The organism is Pseudomonas sp. PDM28 (assembly GCF_019219115.1).
In the GTDB taxonomy this organism is placed as follows: Bacteria; Pseudomonadota; Gammaproteobacteria; order Pseudomonadales; family Pseudomonadaceae; genus Aquipseudomonas; species Aquipseudomonas laurylsulfatiphila.
In genome coordinates, this window is sequence record NZ_JAHUWG010000016.1 from 49,781 (window position 1) to 65,939 (window position 16,159).

Sequence of the window (16,159 nt, forward strand, 5' to 3'; positions counted from 1 at the left end):
GAACCCCGATGTCCATTCTCAGGCATCGGGGCTGGATTCCTTGTCTGATGAACCATTCAATCAGCGCTTGAGCGCGTCACACTGATTGCGCAGGTCGTTGTTATCGATACTGCCGCAACTGCCGCCGTTTATTTTGGCTTCACACAGTTTGCGCTGGTCGCTGTCATCGATGCTGCCGCAACCGCCATGACCCGTTTCCGCATTGCACAGGTAGCGCAGATCCCGGTCGTCGATGCTCCCGCAACTGCCACCGTTTGTCCTGGCTTCGCACAATTTGCGTTGGTCACTGTTATCGATGCTGCCACAACTGCCGTGCCCCGTTTCGGCATTGCAGGTGTAGCGCAGATCCCGGTCGTCGATGCTCCCGCAACTGCCACCGTTTGTCCTGGCTTCACACAACTTGCGCTGGTCATTGTTGCTGATACCGGAGCACCCCGCATAAGCGTGCCCACCAAGGACGAACATCAAAAACACCGCAACCAAGCTTTTCATCGCACACATCCATGATTTGTCAGGAAACAGCCTGACACTGATTGACCCCTGGGTATTTCGGCGCATCACACGCCATCAAATTGACATCAATCTCGCGAAAAGTTCCAGCGCTAAATTCAATACGCAGCCTTGGAACTTCCGTATAATTTGATGTCGACATGACATCACCCCCAACCAACAACCGAAATCAATCAATGCCTGGCTGTTTCCTGGCTTATCAAGGACGTGTGTAATGAGACTGATCGTTGCTGTTTTGCGGGCACCTGACGGGCACACCCATACCGGCTGCGACAACATCAGACACCATGGCCAGGGTCACCCGCACAAGGCCTGCGCCTGATGAGCAGCATTCCACTCTCAGAGCAAATGGCAGCCATGGCCTTTGTCGATGAACTGCGTCGTCAGCAAAGGCATGTCCAGGATCATCTCGATCTGCCGCGACGCCGTGCGGAAATCCAGAAGCGTATTCGCGCCTATTACCAGAGCAACAACATCGCCTTCGATGATGACCTGGTCGAGCAAGGCGTTCACCAATTCTTCTCCTGGCGCCTGGCTTTCGATGAGCCGCAACTCACAGGCTTCGATGCCTGGCTGGTCAAAAACCTGACCAACCGTGACCTCAAGCGCAGTCGCATCAAGGCGCTGCTCCCTCGGCGACGGCTGATCAAGCTGGCTGCACTGGCAGCGGTCGCCCTGCTGATCCAGCGCTGCAGCAGCTTTATTGATTATCAGGAGAAACTTAAAAACGTTACCCTTGACTCCATCGGTATCGACCAAAGTTACGACGAGCTTTACAGGCAAGTAGAGAAGGTGCGCGCTGAACTGCAGCAATTGCAGAAAAGCAACGCCGAAAAACCGGACGAAACCGTCAGTCGCCTTCTTCAGCGCGCACAAAACGCTCTCCCTGCGGGCGATATCCGGACAAACATCAATATCGCCGGACCGGTGACTCGCGACAACGTGGATGCCCTCTTGTCAGAGCTCGATTCACTCCAGGTAAAACGGGACGCGATCTGGGGCGCCCTCCCCGCTGTACAGGAAAACCTGAAGCTGGCCCGGGGAGTCCTGTGGATTCGCCTTGGGATCACGCAGATGCTGCAGGACCCGAATCGGGCAGCAGCCATCAAGCAATCCAGCAACCTGGATCAACGCTTGGCTGAACTCGATCAGTTGCTCGAACGCGTCGACAATCAGACCACTTACGATGATGCCTATTCGACCTACAGTGAGTTGGGGCGTGACCTGTCCGGCACAGACTTGCTACAGCTCCAGACCCGTCGCTACAAGGAACTGAAAAGCCTCCTTGCGTCCCAGTCCATCCCGAGTGATATCCGCCGGGAACTGGACAGGATCAGCAGCCAGATCGAGGCCGACCTCGAAAGAAGCGACGCAGATGCCGCGGAGAAGAAGATCAATGCGTTGATTGAAACCACGAAAAGCGCCGGCTACCGCACTCGCTTCGGTCAAACTGAACGCAACAACATGACAGAGCGGGCAGTCGTGTCGACGCAGGCACGCAGCTAGATCCGCAAAAAGTACCGCTGAAGTCCAAACACCTGGTTTGGACCCGTACTGAATACATCACGAAAGGACACTCGATGAGCAACATTTCACTCACCGATCAAATGGGGGCGATGGCACTGGTCGATGAGTTGCGCCATCAACAGAAACAGGTTCAGGAACACCTCGACCTTCCACGGCGTCGTGCGGACATCGCCGGACACATCCGCGCTTACTATCAAAGCAACAATCTTGAATTCGATGATGAGCTGATCGAGCAAGGTGTTCATCAATTCTTCGCCCATCGCCTGATGTTTGAACTCCCGCAGCTCAATAGCTTCGACACCTGGCTGGTCCGCAGGCTTGCCAATCGCCCTCTATTGTCCATGCATGGAAAAAAATTATTCTCGCGGCGATGGGTGATCGCTGTGGCGCTGGCGGCAGGGATCACCACGCTGGTTCAGAGTTGCAATTCCACTATTGATTCCAATACAAAAGTACGCGAAGTCACCAACGCTGCCTACATCCTTCGGCAGGATCTAAACGAAACATCCAAACAACTGGACGTTCAGCGCAAAAAGCTGGTGGATTTGCTGAGAAGGAATGCAGCAGAGCCGGACGCAAACGCCAGCCGGCTGCTTCATCGCGCCGAACAAACACTGCCGGTAGGCGATATACGCACGGACATCGGTCAAGCCGAACCGATTACCCGCGACAACGTGGACACTCTCGCACCACAAGTCGAGGCGCTGGAGCAGGAAAAACTCAGGATCAACCGTGCACTGTACGCAGCAGAGAGAGACATGGGATACGCAAGCGGGGTTCTCAACATACGCCAGGGGATCAAGGCAATGCTCGAGGATCCGGGTCGGGCAGCCGCGATTGCGCAATCGAGCGGCCTGGATGACCGCCTGGCTGAACTCGACCAGCAACTGGCACGCGTTGACGACTATGACAGCTTCCAGGCCGCGTTCGCCAGCAAAATGGACCTCGGTAGCGAACTGTTCGCTACCACCGATCTGCTTAAGCTCCAGACCTCGCGTTACTACACGGTGAAAAGGCGCGTGGAAGACCCATCGATTCCCAATGAAGTACGCACTGAATTGCAGGGGAACATCCACGATATCGAGGCGGATTTAAAGCGTGGCGACTCGGACGCCGCCGAGAAAAAAATCAGTCTGCTGATCAAGCGACTCAAGGTGTCAGGTTATTGGTCACGGTATTGATGGTCACACCCAATGCGGGTTGCCAGCCAACTTCAAATGATACTCAAAGGGTCATGCAATGACATTTACCAGCCACGATCAGGCATCGCGCCAGGATGTTCCGGCCTCGAAAGAACCTGCGCAGCAAACAAAAAAAGATTATGAAGACATACGCCAGGAATGCCGGGAAAAACTGAGCGCCTACAACGCCAACGAAGCTTATGTATTCCTGCGCGAGCGGGGTTTTGGCACCGAGCAGTACCCTTACAACTTCTACCAGCGCTGGCTGGACGGCATGCTGGCCAAGCGAATCAACTATGCGGCCAACCGCCAGAACGAACTGATGCTGCTGGCGATGCAGGAACGCAACGAGGAACTGCGGCGCAAAAGCCCCCGTTAGGATTTGCAGCGCCTGGCTGGATGCGCCTGCATGCCGTCTCTCATTTTGATTTGTACTGAAAACATCACGAAAGGACATTCGATGAGCAACTACCTGGAACGAGCGCTCACTGGCCTGCGCACCATCGGCATCAACCTCTTTCAACCCGTGCAGAATGCGCCGGTGCTGGTGCTTCTGGACCGTGTGGCCGAGTACGACACCACTAAAGTCACGTCCATCGCTTCGGTCCTGCAACAGTCAACGGCCTTCAATAGCATGGTCCGGGAACAGATCGAGGGCATGGACATCTCCACGCGGTTCATGGACATCACCCAGAGTTTCACCTCGATTCGTGAAGACGCGGCCGCGATGGCCGGGTGGATGGACGACGGGCGCCTGGACACCACGGAAAAGCTCAAGTTGAGCTGGATGAATCTGCGCCGTGGCTCCATCCCCGACCGCTTCAATGACATCCGCACGAACTACCTTCAGGTGTGCAAGTCGGCCAACGACCAGATCGCCCGTGAAACCGTGATCCTGGAGGCTTACATGGACTTCCGGATGGCCATGAAAGCCGCCGAGGTCGATGCCCAGCAGGTTCTCGCCTTGGCCGGCAAGGCCCTGGAGCAACGGACTCTGGCGTTGAACGAGGCCAATACTCAAGTGACCGCTGCCGAGGCTCAGGAGCCTGCCCGGCGCGCCGCCCTGGAGCTGCGCCGTGACGAAGCCGTTCGCGCCTTGCAAGACGAAGACAAGCGCTACCAGATCGTCAAGGACATCGCCGATGACCTCAAGGTTGGCTACAACACCGCCGAGATGGTCTTCGCCCGGATCAACCAGGTGCATGTCATCAAGGAGCGCCAGTATCAGCGCATGGTCTCGTTCTTCTCCACCAACGAAGTCGTGTTGACCGGCCTTGCCGTTTCCTTCACCAGCAACAGCGGCCTGGCTGAGGCCACCCACACGCTGAACGCCACTACCGACGGTATTGGCAAGGCCCTGGAAGCCCTGGGAGCAACCGGTAATCAGCAACTCGAAGCGGCAGTCAAGGCCAGCTACGGTTCGACTATCAAGGTCGACTCGGTTCGCGCGCTGGCCGATGCGACCCTGAGCTTCCAGACCGACATGAACGAACTGACCGAAACCTATCGCACCGAATCGAGCAATGCCGCCCGTGACATTGCCGACGCAGTCGAGGATGCCAAGCGTAAATTCGCTGCGCTTTTGACCAAGGCTGCCTGATGGCATAAAAAAATCCGATGCCTGAGCAGGTATCGGATTTCTTTGGCCACGATCAATGAAGCGTTTCTGACCGTAATCAGAAGTTCGCCGGCGTATTCGCGCTGATAATCTCCGCCTCATCCGCCCCGATATTGCGAAACCGATGCGGCAAGGTCGTCGGGAAGTAATAACCATCCCCGGCGTTCAGCACACTCACCTGGCCGTCCACGGTCAACTCAACCGTACCCCGTGTCACCAACCCACACTCCTCGCCTTCGGAATGCACGATCGGCTCTTCGCCGGAGCTGGCGCCCGGTGCGTACTGCTCGCGCAGCAGGCGCATCTGCCGGCTCGGTACGGACGCGCCGATCAGCAGCAGGCGCAGGCCATGGCGGCCGAGGTCAGGCTGTTCGTTGGCGCGGAAGACGTACTGGTGTTCGCGGGGTGGCTGATCGAAGGTGAAGAAGTCGGCCAGGGACATGGGGATGCCCTCCAGCAATTTCTTCAGGGAGCTGACGGAAGGACTGACCCGATTCTGTTCGATCAGGGAGATGGTTGCATTGGTGACGCCGCTACGCCGGGCCAGCTCGCGCTGGGACAGTTTGTAGCTTTCGCGTACTAATTTGAGTCGTGAGCCCGTGTCCATGACAGCCTTATGTGCCAACCCGTAGGAGCGAGTGTGTTCGCGATTGCGATTTTAGCCTCAACATTGATGTTGATTGAACTGGCGTTTTCGCGAGCAGGCTCGCTCCTACAGGGATAATGGAGGGGTGGAGTACTGGCGTGTATCACGCCGTTTTCCGGTCCCGGAAACGTGAAAGGCGGCTATTAAATCACGTTTGTTGGTAATGCTCAGCAGGTTCGATAAACGGCTGGAAAAACGACCTGCGAATTGTCACTTTCACTCAACTGAAGAACCTGTGGGAGCGGGCTTGCCCGCGATGGCGGTGTGTCAGGCAACATAAAAGGTGACTGACAGGGCCTCATCGCGGGCAAGCCCGCTCCCACAGGGAACTGCAGTGTTCATGACCTTTTTGGCCGTTGTAAAAAACCGGCGGCACCCTTTGGGGAGATGCCGCCGGCGAGGTAAGGCTTAGATGCCGAAACGGTCGCGCAGCGAGTAGTACACGGCGCCCATGGCGGTCAACGGTGCCGAGAAGGTGCGCCCGCCGATCATCGGCATGTGCGGCAAGGAGGCAAACGCATCGAAACGCTCGGCGTCGCCACGGATCATTTCCGAGATCAGTTTGCCGGCCAGGTGCGAGCAGGTGACGCCGTGACCGCTGTAGCCCTGCATGTAGTAGGCGTTTTTCTCGATACGGCCGAATTGCGGCATGCGCGACATGGTCAGCAGGAAGTTGCCGGTCCAGCGGTAGTCGATCTTCACATCCTTCAATTGCGGGAAGGTCTTGAGGATTTTCGGGCGGATCAGTTGCTCGATGTCGTTCGGTTCGCGCGCACCGTAGACCACGCCACCGCCGTACAGCAGGCGGTTGTCCGCGGTCAGGCGGTAGTAGTCGAGCAGGTAGTTGCAGTCTTCGACGCAGTAGTTGTTCTTGATCAGGCTGCGGGCCTGCTTTTCCGACAACGGCTCGGTGACGACGATCTGCGAACCGCACGGCATGCTCTTGCTGGTCACGCGGTTGTCCAGACCCTGCGGCAGGTAGGCGTTACCGGCGATCAGCAGGTACTTGGCCTTCACCACGCCCTTGGCAGTGCGCACGGTGATCGGCTCGCCGTAGGTGATTTCCACCGCCGCCGATTGCTCGTAGATCTTGCCGCCCAGGCCGATGATCGCCGAGGCTTCGCCGAGGGCCAGGTTCAGCGGGTGAATGTGACCGCCCTGCATGTCCAGCAGGCCGCCGACGTAGGCATCGGAACCCACTTCGCGCTTGATGTCGGCTTCGCCGAGCAGTGTCAGGTTCTTGTTGCCATAGCGCTCCCAGCTTTTCTTCTGTTCGGCCAGGCCCTTGAGTTGCTTCTTGTTCATCGCCGCGAAGATGCCGCCGGGACGGTAATCGCACTGGATGTCGTAGTGCTGTATGCGCTGACGAATGATGTCGGCGCCTTCGAAAATCATGCTGCCGAGCACTTCGGCGGTCTTGTCGCCGTAGCGCTCTTCGATGACATCGACGTCGCGGCTGTAGGAGTTGACCAGTTGGCCGCCGTTGCGACCGCTGGCGCCGAAGCCGACTTTGGCCGCTTCGAGCACGGTCACGCTGTAGCCCGCTTCGGCGAGGAACAGCGCCGAGGACAGGCCGGTGTAGCCGGCGCCGATCACGCAGACGTCGCAGTCCACCGCCCCTTCCAGCACCGGGAAATCGCCAGTGAAGTTGCGGGTGGCGGCGTAGTAGCTGTTTACATGCTGCTGATTGCTAGAGCTGTGTTTCATAAATTTCTCCGATGGCCGCCGCAGGTTGCCGGCGACCGCCGCTTTATTGTTGTTAGAGCTTGATCCAGGTCGCTTTGAGTTCGGTGTACTTGTCGAACGCGTGCAGCGATTTGTCCCGACCGTTACCCGACTGCTTGTACCCGCCGAACGGCGCGGTCATGTCGCCGCCGTCGTACTGGTTGACCCAGACGCTGCCGGCACGCAAGCCACGGGCGAAGGTGTGGGCCTTGCTCAGGTTGCGGGTCCAGACGCCGGCGGCCAGGCCGAAGATGCTGTCGTTGGCAATCGCCAGGGCTTCTTCGGCAGTGTCGAAGGTGATGACCGACAGCACCGGGCCGAAGATTTCTTCCCGGGCGATGGTCATGGCGTTGGTCACGCCGTCGAAAATCGTCGGCTGCACGTACTGGCCACCGGTGTCTTCGAGGGTGCGGCTGCCGCCGGCGATCAGTTCGGCGCCCTGCTCCTTGCCGATGCCGATGTAGCGCAGCACGCTGTCCAGCTGACGCTGGTCGACGACCGCGCCAACGGTGGTCGCAGGATCGAGCGCGTGGCCCGGCTTCCAGGCTTGCAAGGCTTCCACCAACAATGGCATGAACTGCTCGCGAATCGAACGCTCCACCAGCAGGCGCGAACCGGCGGTGCAGACTTCGCCCTGGTTGAAGGCGATGGCGCTGGCCGCTGCCTGTGCCGCCGCGCGCAGATCCGGCGCGTCGGCGAACACCACGTTCGCGCTCTTGCCCCCGGCTTCGGCCCAGACGCGTTTCATGTTGCTTTGCCCGGCGTAGATCATCAGCTGCTTGGCAATCGCCGTGGAGCCGGTGAAGGCCAGCACGTCGACATCCATGTGCAAGGCCAGCGCCTTGCCCACGGTGTGGCCGTAGCCCGGCAGGACGTTGAACACGCCTTTCGGGATGCCGGCATCGAGTGCCAGCTGCGCGATGCGGATCGCGGTCAGCGGCGACTTTTCCGAAGGCTTGAGGATGAACGAGTTGCCCATCGCCAGGGCCGGGGCGAATTTCCAGCTGGCCATGATCAGCGGGAAGTTCCACGGCACGATGGCCGCGACCACACCGGCCGCTTCGCGCGTAACCAGGCCCAACTGATCGTGGGGCGTGGCGGCGACTTCGTCGTAGATCTTGTCGATGGCTTCGGCGGTCCAGCGGATCGCGTTGGCGGTCGCCGGAATGTCGATGCTCATGGAGTCGCTGATCGGCTTGCCCATGTCGAGGGTTTCAAGCAGGGCCAGTTCTTCCTGGTTGGCCAGGATCAGGTCGGCGAAACGGATCAGGATGCGCTTGCGCTCGGCCGGGGCCAGGTTGGCCCACACACCGGATTCGAAGGTGCGGCGCGCCACGGCGACCGCCGCATTGGCGTCGGCTTCGTCGGTGCTGGCGACGTTCGCCAGGAAACGGCCGTCCACGGGGCTTAAGCATTCGAACGTGGCGCCACTGGCGGCCGCGCAGTATTGGCCGTCAATGAAGGCACGACCTTCGATTGTTAGGGACTGGAAGCGTTGCTCCCAATCGCTGCGAGTGTTTGTCATGGTTGTGACTCGATAAGTGATCGTCGGACTGATGCCATTCGGTCATGGATCAGATTGCCGCAGTACCTGTGGGAGCGAGCTTGCTCGCGATAGCGGTGATTCAGTCGACATCTATGTTGAATGCCAGACCGCTATCGCGAGCAAGCTCGCTCCCACAGGGGTTGGCGGCGCACACAGGATGTGTGTGCACCTCCAACGCCATCAAACGGTGTGCAAGTACCAGTTGTACTCAAGGTCGGAAATGGAGTTCTCGAACTCGGCCAGCTCGCTTTCCTTGCACGCCACGAACACGTCGATGTACATCGGGTCGATGTAGCGCGCCATGACTTCGCTGTCATCCAGCTCGCGCAGGGCATCGCGCAGGTTGTTCGGCAGGCTTTGCTCGTTCTGCTCGTAGCTGTTGCCTTCCACCGGGGCGCCCGGCTCGATCTGGTTGGTCAAGCCGTGGTGCACGCCGGCCAATACCGAGGCCATCAGCAGGTACGGGTTGGCGTCGGCACCGGCCACGCGGTGTTCGATGCGCACGGCGTCCTTCGAGCCGGTCGGTACGCGCACGGCCACGGTGCGGTTGTCGATGCCCCAGCTCGGCGAGTTCGGCACATAGAACTGTGCGCCGAAACGACGGTAGGAGTTGACGTTCGGGCAGAGGAACGCCATCTGCGCCGGCAGGGTCTCGAGCACACCGCCGATCGCGTGTCGCAGCGCGGCGTTCTGCTCGGGATCCTCGCTGGCAAAGATGTTGTTGCCTTCTTTGTCGAGAATCGAAATGTGCACGTGCAGACCGTTGCCCGCCTGGCCCGGGTACGGCTTGGCCATGAAGGTGGTGTCCATCTCGTGGTCGTAGGCGATGTTCTTCACCAGACGCTTGAGCAGGACCGCGTAGTCGCAGGCCTTGATCGGGTCAGCCACGTGATGCAGGTTGACTTCGAATTGCGCCGGGGCGCTTTCCTTGACGATGGCGTCAGCCGGGATGCCCTGCTCTTTAGCGCCTTCGAGGATGTCTTGCAGGCAGTCGACGTATTCGTCGAGGTCGTCGATCAGGTACACCTGGGTCGACATCGGACGCTTGCCGGATACCGGCGAACGTGGCGATTGCGGACGACCGTTCACGTTGTCCTGGTCGATCAGGTAGAACTCCAGTTCGAACGCGGCGCAGATGGTCAGGCCCATGTCGTCGAACTTGCGCACGACATTGGCCAGCACTTCACGCGGGTCGGCGAAGAAGGGTTCGCCTTCGAGTTCGTGCATGGTCATCAGCAGTTGCGCAGTCGGGCGCTTCTGCCAGGGTTCGATGCTCAGGGTGCCCGGGATGGGGTAGCAGATCCGGTCGGAGTCGCCGATGTCCAGACCCAGGCCGGTGCTTTCCACCGTGGAGCCATTGATGTCCAGAGCAAACAGAGACGCCGGCAGGTTGATGCCTTTCTCGTAAACCTTATGAAGACTGGTGCGCTCGATGCGCTTGCCGCGCACCACACCGTTCATATCCGCAATCAGAAGGTCGACGTACAAAACCTCAGGATATTTCTTAAGGAATGCGTTTGCTTCGTTGAGTTGAACGGTACGCAGAGGGACCGACATGATGCACCTATTTTTTACTGTTAATTATTATGTTCACCGCCCTTTCACGAGCCCAGTCAATCCGAAAGGCAAAGTGAAGTCAATAGCGAACACCTGGCCTTTCAACGTTTATTTTCGGGCCTCTCAGAAGGACGAGAGTGCCAGATACGCCCTCAAACACGCGTAAATCCTGAAGATCGGACGTGCGGCGTTTAGAATTTTTTACATGAGAGTTGTTAATTAAAATCAACAAGGCTAAGCTCCGGAAAAGCTCGTTCAAGTGTGAAACTTCGAGGTGATAAAAATGGCATTCAAGCCATTGATCGGCGTTACTGCATGCGTCAAACAGATTGGCCTGCACCCCTACCACATCAGCGGCGACAAGTACTTGCGTGCTGTCAGCGTTGCGGCGCTGGGGCTGCCTGTCGTTATTCCTTCCTTAGGCGACCTGACCGAAATCGATGACCTGCTGCCGCAGCTCGACGGTCTGTTGCTGACCGGCTCGCCGTCGAACGTGGAACCTTTCCACTATCAAGGCCCCGACAGCGCCCCCGGCACGGAACACGATCCGCAACGGGACCGCACCACCCTGCCATTGATCCGCGCAGCCATCGCTGCCGGCGTTCCGGTGCTCGGCATCTGCCGCGGCTTCCAGGAAATGAACGTGGCGTTCGGTGGCAGCCTGCATCAGAAAGTCCATGAACTGCCCGGCTTCCTCGATCACCGTGAGGCCAACCACCCGGACCTGGCCGTGCAATACGCTCCCGCCCATGCGGTGAATGTGCAGCCCGGTGGTGTGTTCGAAGCGCTGGACCTGCCACCGGTGTTCCAGGTCAATTCGATTCACAGCCAGGGCATCGACCGCCTCGCGCCCGGCCTGCGCGCCGAAGCTGTCGCACCCGATGGCCTGATCGAAGCGATCTCGGTCGAGCACAGCCAGGCCTTCGCCCTCGGCGTGCAATGGCACCCGGAATGGCAGGTCCTGAACAACCCGCCCTACTTGAGTATTTTCCAGGCGTTCGGCGAAGCCTGCCGGCAACGGGCGGCGCTGCGTCACTCGAGCTGACGACCCGGCACCCACATTCAACGATTGACTGCCCCACGCGAGCGGGCGGGCGCTTTTGCGCGTCCCGTTCGCGATAACAACACACTGCAATAACAACAAGTACGACCAGGCAGCCAGGATGGCGGCGCCGAATAAACCCGGAGCGGTATGGGAGAGTTCGATCAACAAACGCAAATCCCTGTGGGAGCGAGCTTGCTCGCGATAGCGGTAGAACAGTCACCATCAATGTTGAATGTGGCTGCCTCATCGCGAGCAAGCTCGCTCCCACAGGGTCTGCGCTCTGACCGAAGTCCCCGATACGGGTTTGCAATCCACTATTAAGCCGGGCCGTGTTGGCCTGGCGACTGAAACCTGTTGGGAGTTTCACATGGCAAACGCCTCCAGCATTTACAGGAAGGCTATTGAAGGTCACCAGGCCCCGAAGAAGGTCTTGGTGAAAGTCGATCGCGTCACCAAGAAATTCGACGAAACCACCGCAGTGGACGATGTGTCCCTGGAAATCCACCAGGGTGAAATCTTCGCCCTGCTCGGCGGTTCCGGCTCCGGCAAATCGACCCTGCTGCGCATGCTCGCCGGTTTCGAGCGCCCGACCGAAGGGCGGATTCTGCTCGACGGTGTCGACATCACCGACATGCCGCCGTACGAACGACCGATCAACATGATGTTCCAGTCCTACGCCTTGTTCCCGCACATGACGGTGGCGCAGAACATCGCCTTCGGCCTCAAGCAGGACCGTTTGCCAGCGGCCGAGATCGAAGCCCGGGTGCAGGAGATGCTGCGCCTGGTGCACATGACCCAGTACGCCAAGCGCAAGCCGCACCAACTGTCCGGCGGCCAGCGTCAGCGCGTGGCCCTGGCCCGTTCCCTGGCCAAGCGTCCGAAGCTGCTGCTGCTCGACGAACCGATGGGCGCCCTGGATAAAAAGCTGCGCTCGCAAATGCAGCTGGAGCTGGTGGAAATCATCGAGCGCGTGGGCGTGACCTGCGTGATGGTGACCCACGACCAGGAAGAGGCCATGACCATGGCCCAGCGCATCGCGATCATGCACCTGGGCTGGATCGCCCAGATCGGCAGCCCGGTCGACATCTACGAAGCACCGGTCAGCCGCATGGTCTGCGAATTCATCGGCAACGTGAACGCTTTCGAAGGCACCGTGGTAGAAGACCTGGAAGGTCACGCGATCATCCACAGCCCGGACCTGGAACAGAAGATCTACGTCGGTCACGGCGTCAGCACCTCGGTGCAGGACAAGTCGATCACCTACGCGATCCGCCCGGAAAAACTGCTGGTCAGCACCGTCAAGCCGGACAACCGCTACAACTGGTCCAGCGGCAAGGTGCATGACATCGCCTACCTCGGCGGCCACTCGGTGTTCTACGTCGAGCTGCCTGGCGGCAAGATCGTCCAGTCGTTCATGGCCAACGCCGAACGCCGTGGTGCACGTCCGACCTGGGACGATCAGGTCTACGTGTGGTGGGAAGACGACAGCGGCGTGGTACTGCGCGCATGAAAACCTTCAATCAGCAATTTCTGAGACTGGTCCCCAGCGGGCGCAAGTTCGTCATCGGGATTCCGTTCATCTGGCTGTTCCTGTTCTTCATGTTGCCGTTCTTCCTGGTGATGAAGATCAGCTTCTCGGAAGCGGCCCTGGCCATTCCGCCCTACTCGGAGATCTACACCTTCGCCGAGCAGAAATTCCAGCTGTTGCTCAACATCGGCAACTACACCTTGCTGGGCCAGGACGAGCTGTACCTCTCGGCTTATCTCGGTTCGTTGAAGGTCGCGCTGTTCAGCACCCTGATGTGCCTGGTGATCGGTTTCCCGATGGCCTACGCCATCACCAAGGCCAGCAAGGAAGCGCAGAACGTGCTGATGCTGCTGATCATGATGCCGACCTGGACCGCGATCCTGATCCGCGTGTATGCGTGGATGGGCATCCTCAGCAACAACGGCCTGCTCAACGGGTTCCTGATGTGGACCGGGCTGACGTCGCAGCCGATCGAGATCCTCAACACCAACACGGCTGTCTACATCGGCGTGGTGTATGCGTACCTGCCGTTCATGGTGCTGCCGCTGTACGCCAACCTGGTCAAGCACGACCAGAGCCTGCTGGAAGCCGCGTCGGACCTGGGTTCGAGCACCTTCAACAGCTTCTGGAAAATCACCGTGCCGCTGGCCAAGAACGGCATCATCGCCGGCTGCATGCTGGTGTTCATTCCGGTGGTCGGTGAGTTCGTGATTCCGGAACTGCTGGGCGGTCCGGAAACCCTGATGATCGGTCGTGTGTTGTGGCAAGAGTTCTTCAATAACCGCGACTGGCCGGTGGCGTCTGCCTTGGCGGTGGTGATGCTGTTGATCCTGATTGTGCCGATTCTGCTGTTCAACCGCAGTCAGGCCAAAGAGATGGAGGCACGGGGATGAAACGCTTCGGATTTTCAAAGTTCATGCTGATTTTCGGCCTGTCGTTTATCTACCTGCCGATGCTGATCCTGGTGATCTACTCGTTCAACGCCTCCAAGCTGGTGACGGTGTGGGGTGGCTGGTCGTTCAAGTGGTACGCCGGTTTGCTCGACAACTCGCAACTGATGGGCTCGGTGGTGCGCTCGCTGGAGATCGCCTGCTACACCGCCATCGCGGCGGTGGCGCTGGGTACCCTGGCCGCGTTCGTGCTGACCCGCGTCACCCGCTTCAAGGGTCGCACCCTGTTCGGTGGCCTGGTCACCGCGCCGCTGGTGATGCCTGAAGTGATCACTGGTCTGTCGCTGTTACTGCTGTTCGTGGCCATGGCGCAGTTGATCGGCTGGCCGCAGGAACGCGGCATCGTCACCATATGGATCGCCCACACCACGTTTTGTGCCGCTTATGTTGCGGTGGTAGTCTCCGCCCGCCTTCGCGAGCTGGACCTGTCCATCGAGGAAGCGGCCATGGACCTGGGCGCGAAACCGTTCAAGGTGTTTTTCCTGATCACCATCCCGATGATCGCGCCATCACTGGCGGCCGGCGGCATGATGTCGTTCGCCCTGTCGCTGGATGACCTGGTGCTGGCGAGCTTCGTCTCCGGCCCGGGTTCCACGACCCTGCCGATGGAAGTGTTCTCGGCGGTACGTCTGGGGGTTAAGCCCGAGATCAACGCCGTGGCCAGCCTGATCCTGTTGGCCGTGTCGATCGTGACCTTCATGGTCTGGTACTTCAGCCGCCGTGCCGAAGCCACCCGCAAACGCGCGATCCAGGAAGCCATGGACCAGACCGCCAGCGAATCCTGGCAACAACCGAAAAAGCAGATGGCAGGAGCAACGGCTTAAGCCGCTGCTGAACTAACTGTAGCAAGGGGGCTTTTGTGGCGAGGGGGCTTGCCCCCGTTGGGTCGCGAAGCGGCCCCAAAACCGGAAACCGCGGTGTTTCAGTTTCACCGCACTCGCTGGTTTTACGACTGCTGCGCAGCCGAACGGGGGCAAGCCCCCTCGCCACAGATTCATTGTTTTGCTTTGCGTACTTGAATAAAAAAGAAATGGAGTTGTACCGATGAAAATGTTTGGCAGGACTCTGCTGACACTGTCCTTATTGGGCGCGATCGCCACTGGCGCCCAGGCCAATGACAAGGTTCTGCGCGTCTACAACTGGTCGGATTACATTGGCCCGGACACCGTCAAGAAGTTCGAAGACGAGACCGGCATCCAGGTGACCTACGATGTGTTCGACAGCAACGAAACCCTCGAAGCCCGCCTGCTAGCGGGCAAATCCGGCTACGACATCGTCGTGCCGTCCAACAGTTTCCTGGCCAAGCAGATCAAGGCCGGCGTCTACCAGACGCTGGACAAATCGAAGCTGCCGAACTGGAACAACCTCAATCCGGTGCTGCTGAAAAACGCCTCCGCGAGCGATCCCGACAACGCTCACGCCATCCCGTACATGTGGGGCTCGATCGGCATCGGTTTCAACCCGGCCAAGGTCAAGGAAATGCTCGGCGCCAACGCCCCGACCAACTCCTGGGACCTGCTGTTCAAACCGGAAAACGCCGAGAAGCTCAAGGCCTGCGGCATCAGCTTCCTCGACTCGCCGACCGAAATGATCCCGACCGCCCTGCACTACCTGGGCTACCCGGTGAACGATCAGGACAAACAGCACATCGCTCAAGCCGAGGCGCTGTTCATGAAGATTCGCCCGAACGTGGCGTACTTCCATTCGTCGAAATACATCTCGGACCTGGCCAACGGCAACATCTGCGTGGCCGTCGGTTACTCCGGCGACGTACTGCAGGCCAAGGCCCGCGCCCAGGAAGCCGGGGACAAGGTGAAGATCGACTACAGCATCCCGAAAGAAGGCGCCGCCAGTTTCTACGACATGCTCGCGATCCCGCGCGATGCCGCCAACGTCGAGAACGCTTACCTGTTCATGAACTTCCTGATGCGCCCCGACGTGATCGCCGACATCACCAACAACATCGGCTACAGCAACGCCAACGCGGCGGCCACGCCACTGGTCGATGAAGCGATCCGCAACGATCCGGGTTCCTACCCGTCGGAAGCGGTGATGGCCACGCTCTATGCCGTACCGGACCAGCCGATCGCCATCCAGCGAATCATGACCCGTGGCTGGACCAAGGTGAAACTCGGCCAGTAATTCACTCAATTGATTTGCTGAGCCTGACATAGCCATCGCGAGCAAGCTCGCTCCCACAGGTACGGCATGCTATCCCTGTGGGAGCGAGCTTGCTCGCGATGAGGCCAGAACATCCAGCACACATTTCAGCTCTACCCATTTCCGTTCACGCAGCGCCTTACCACCGCTGCCTCTCCTGCAAGTA

General features: G+C 59.2%; 14 protein-coding genes. 9 read left to right on the top strand and 5 right to left on the bottom strand.

Annotated elements, in window-relative coordinates:
* Positions 1–60: 60 nt before the first annotated feature.
* Positions 61–492, bottom strand: coding sequence for a hypothetical protein (locus tag KW841_RS28670; protein WP_218480660.1), 432 nt, complete (start codon positions 490–492; stop codon positions 61–63).
* A 339-nt stretch (positions 493–831) separates the two neighbouring features.
* Here KW841_RS28670 and KW841_RS28675 point away from each other — a divergent pair, with 339 nt between their 5' ends.
* The 4 genes from KW841_RS28675 (at position 832) to KW841_RS28690 (ending at position 4,818) form a co-directional block, all read left to right on the top strand.
* Positions 832–2,016 carry a DUF6384 family protein gene (locus KW841_RS28675; protein ID WP_256357984.1) on the top strand — a complete coding sequence of 395 codons (1,185 nt, stop codon included), beginning with the start codon at positions 832–834 and terminating at the stop codon, positions 2,014–2,016.
* A gap of 74 nt (positions 2,017–2,090) precedes the next feature.
* Entirely contained in the window at positions 2,091–3,218 is a 1,128-nt protein-coding gene (locus KW841_RS28680) for a DUF6384 family protein (protein ID WP_218480662.1), read from the top strand.
* A 58-nt stretch (positions 3,219–3,276) separates the two neighbouring features.
* Positions 3,277–3,597 (top strand): hypothetical protein, encoded by a 321-nt coding sequence (locus KW841_RS28685; RefSeq protein WP_218480663.1) that lies wholly within the window; start codon positions 3,277–3,279, stop codon positions 3,595–3,597.
* Positions 3,598–3,678: 81 nt separating this feature from the next.
* Entirely contained in the window at positions 3,679–4,818 is a 1,140-nt protein-coding gene (locus KW841_RS28690; RefSeq protein ID WP_218480664.1) for a merozoite surface protein 3b, read from the top strand.
* 76 nt (positions 4,819–4,894) lie between these two features.
* On the opposite strand, the gene KW841_RS28695 is transcribed toward KW841_RS28690, so the two are convergent.
* The 4 genes from KW841_RS28695 to KW841_RS28710 form a co-directional block, all read right to left on the bottom strand.
* Positions 4,895–5,443: a cupin domain-containing protein gene (locus KW841_RS28695; protein ID WP_007975263.1), complete on the bottom strand. Its 549-nt coding sequence runs from the start codon at positions 5,441–5,443 to the stop codon at positions 4,895–4,897.
* 447 nt (positions 5,444–5,890) lie between these two features.
* Positions 5,891–7,189 carry an FAD-binding oxidoreductase gene (locus KW841_RS28700; RefSeq protein ID WP_116583057.1) on the bottom strand — a complete coding sequence of 433 codons (1,299 nt, stop codon included), beginning with the start codon at positions 7,187–7,189 and terminating at the stop codon, positions 5,891–5,893.
* A 52-nt stretch (positions 7,190–7,241) separates the two neighbouring features.
* Positions 7,242–8,732, bottom strand: a complete 1,491-nt coding sequence (locus tag KW841_RS28705; RefSeq protein WP_218480665.1) for an aldehyde dehydrogenase — start codon at positions 8,730–8,732, stop codon at positions 7,242–7,244.
* Positions 8,733–8,933: 201 nt separating this feature from the next.
* Entirely contained in the window at positions 8,934–10,310 is a 1,377-nt protein-coding gene (locus tag KW841_RS28710; protein WP_007975260.1) for a glutamine synthetase family protein, read from the bottom strand.
* A gap of 283 nt (positions 10,311–10,593) precedes the next feature.
* Here KW841_RS28710 and KW841_RS28715 point away from each other — a divergent pair, with 283 nt between their 5' ends.
* From KW841_RS28715 to KW841_RS28735, 5 genes are all read left to right on the top strand, one after another.
* On the top strand, positions 10,594–11,355 hold the full coding sequence (locus tag KW841_RS28715) for a gamma-glutamyl-gamma-aminobutyrate hydrolase family protein (protein ID WP_116583059.1): 762 nt from the start codon (positions 10,594–10,596) through the stop codon (positions 11,353–11,355).
* Between the two features lie 367 nt (positions 11,356–11,722).
* Positions 11,723–12,865, top strand: coding sequence for a polyamine ABC transporter ATP-binding protein (gene potA, locus KW841_RS28720; RefSeq protein WP_007975257.1), 1,143 nt, complete (start codon positions 11,723–11,725; stop codon positions 12,863–12,865).
* Entirely contained in the window at positions 12,862–13,776 is a 915-nt protein-coding gene (locus KW841_RS28725; RefSeq protein ID WP_218480666.1) for an ABC transporter permease subunit, read from the top strand. Before potA ends, KW841_RS28725 begins: the two co-directional genes overlap by 4 nt.
* Positions 13,773–14,657, top strand: coding sequence for an ABC transporter permease subunit (locus tag KW841_RS28730; RefSeq protein WP_007999976.1), 885 nt, complete (start codon positions 13,773–13,775; stop codon positions 14,655–14,657). Before KW841_RS28725 ends, KW841_RS28730 begins: the two co-directional genes overlap by 4 nt.
* 220 nt (positions 14,658–14,877) lie before the next feature.
* On the top strand, positions 14,878–15,975 hold the full coding sequence (locus KW841_RS28735) for a polyamine ABC transporter substrate-binding protein (RefSeq protein ID WP_218480667.1): 1,098 nt from the start codon (positions 14,878–14,880) through the stop codon (positions 15,973–15,975).
* Positions 15,976–16,159: the final 184 nt, after the last annotated feature.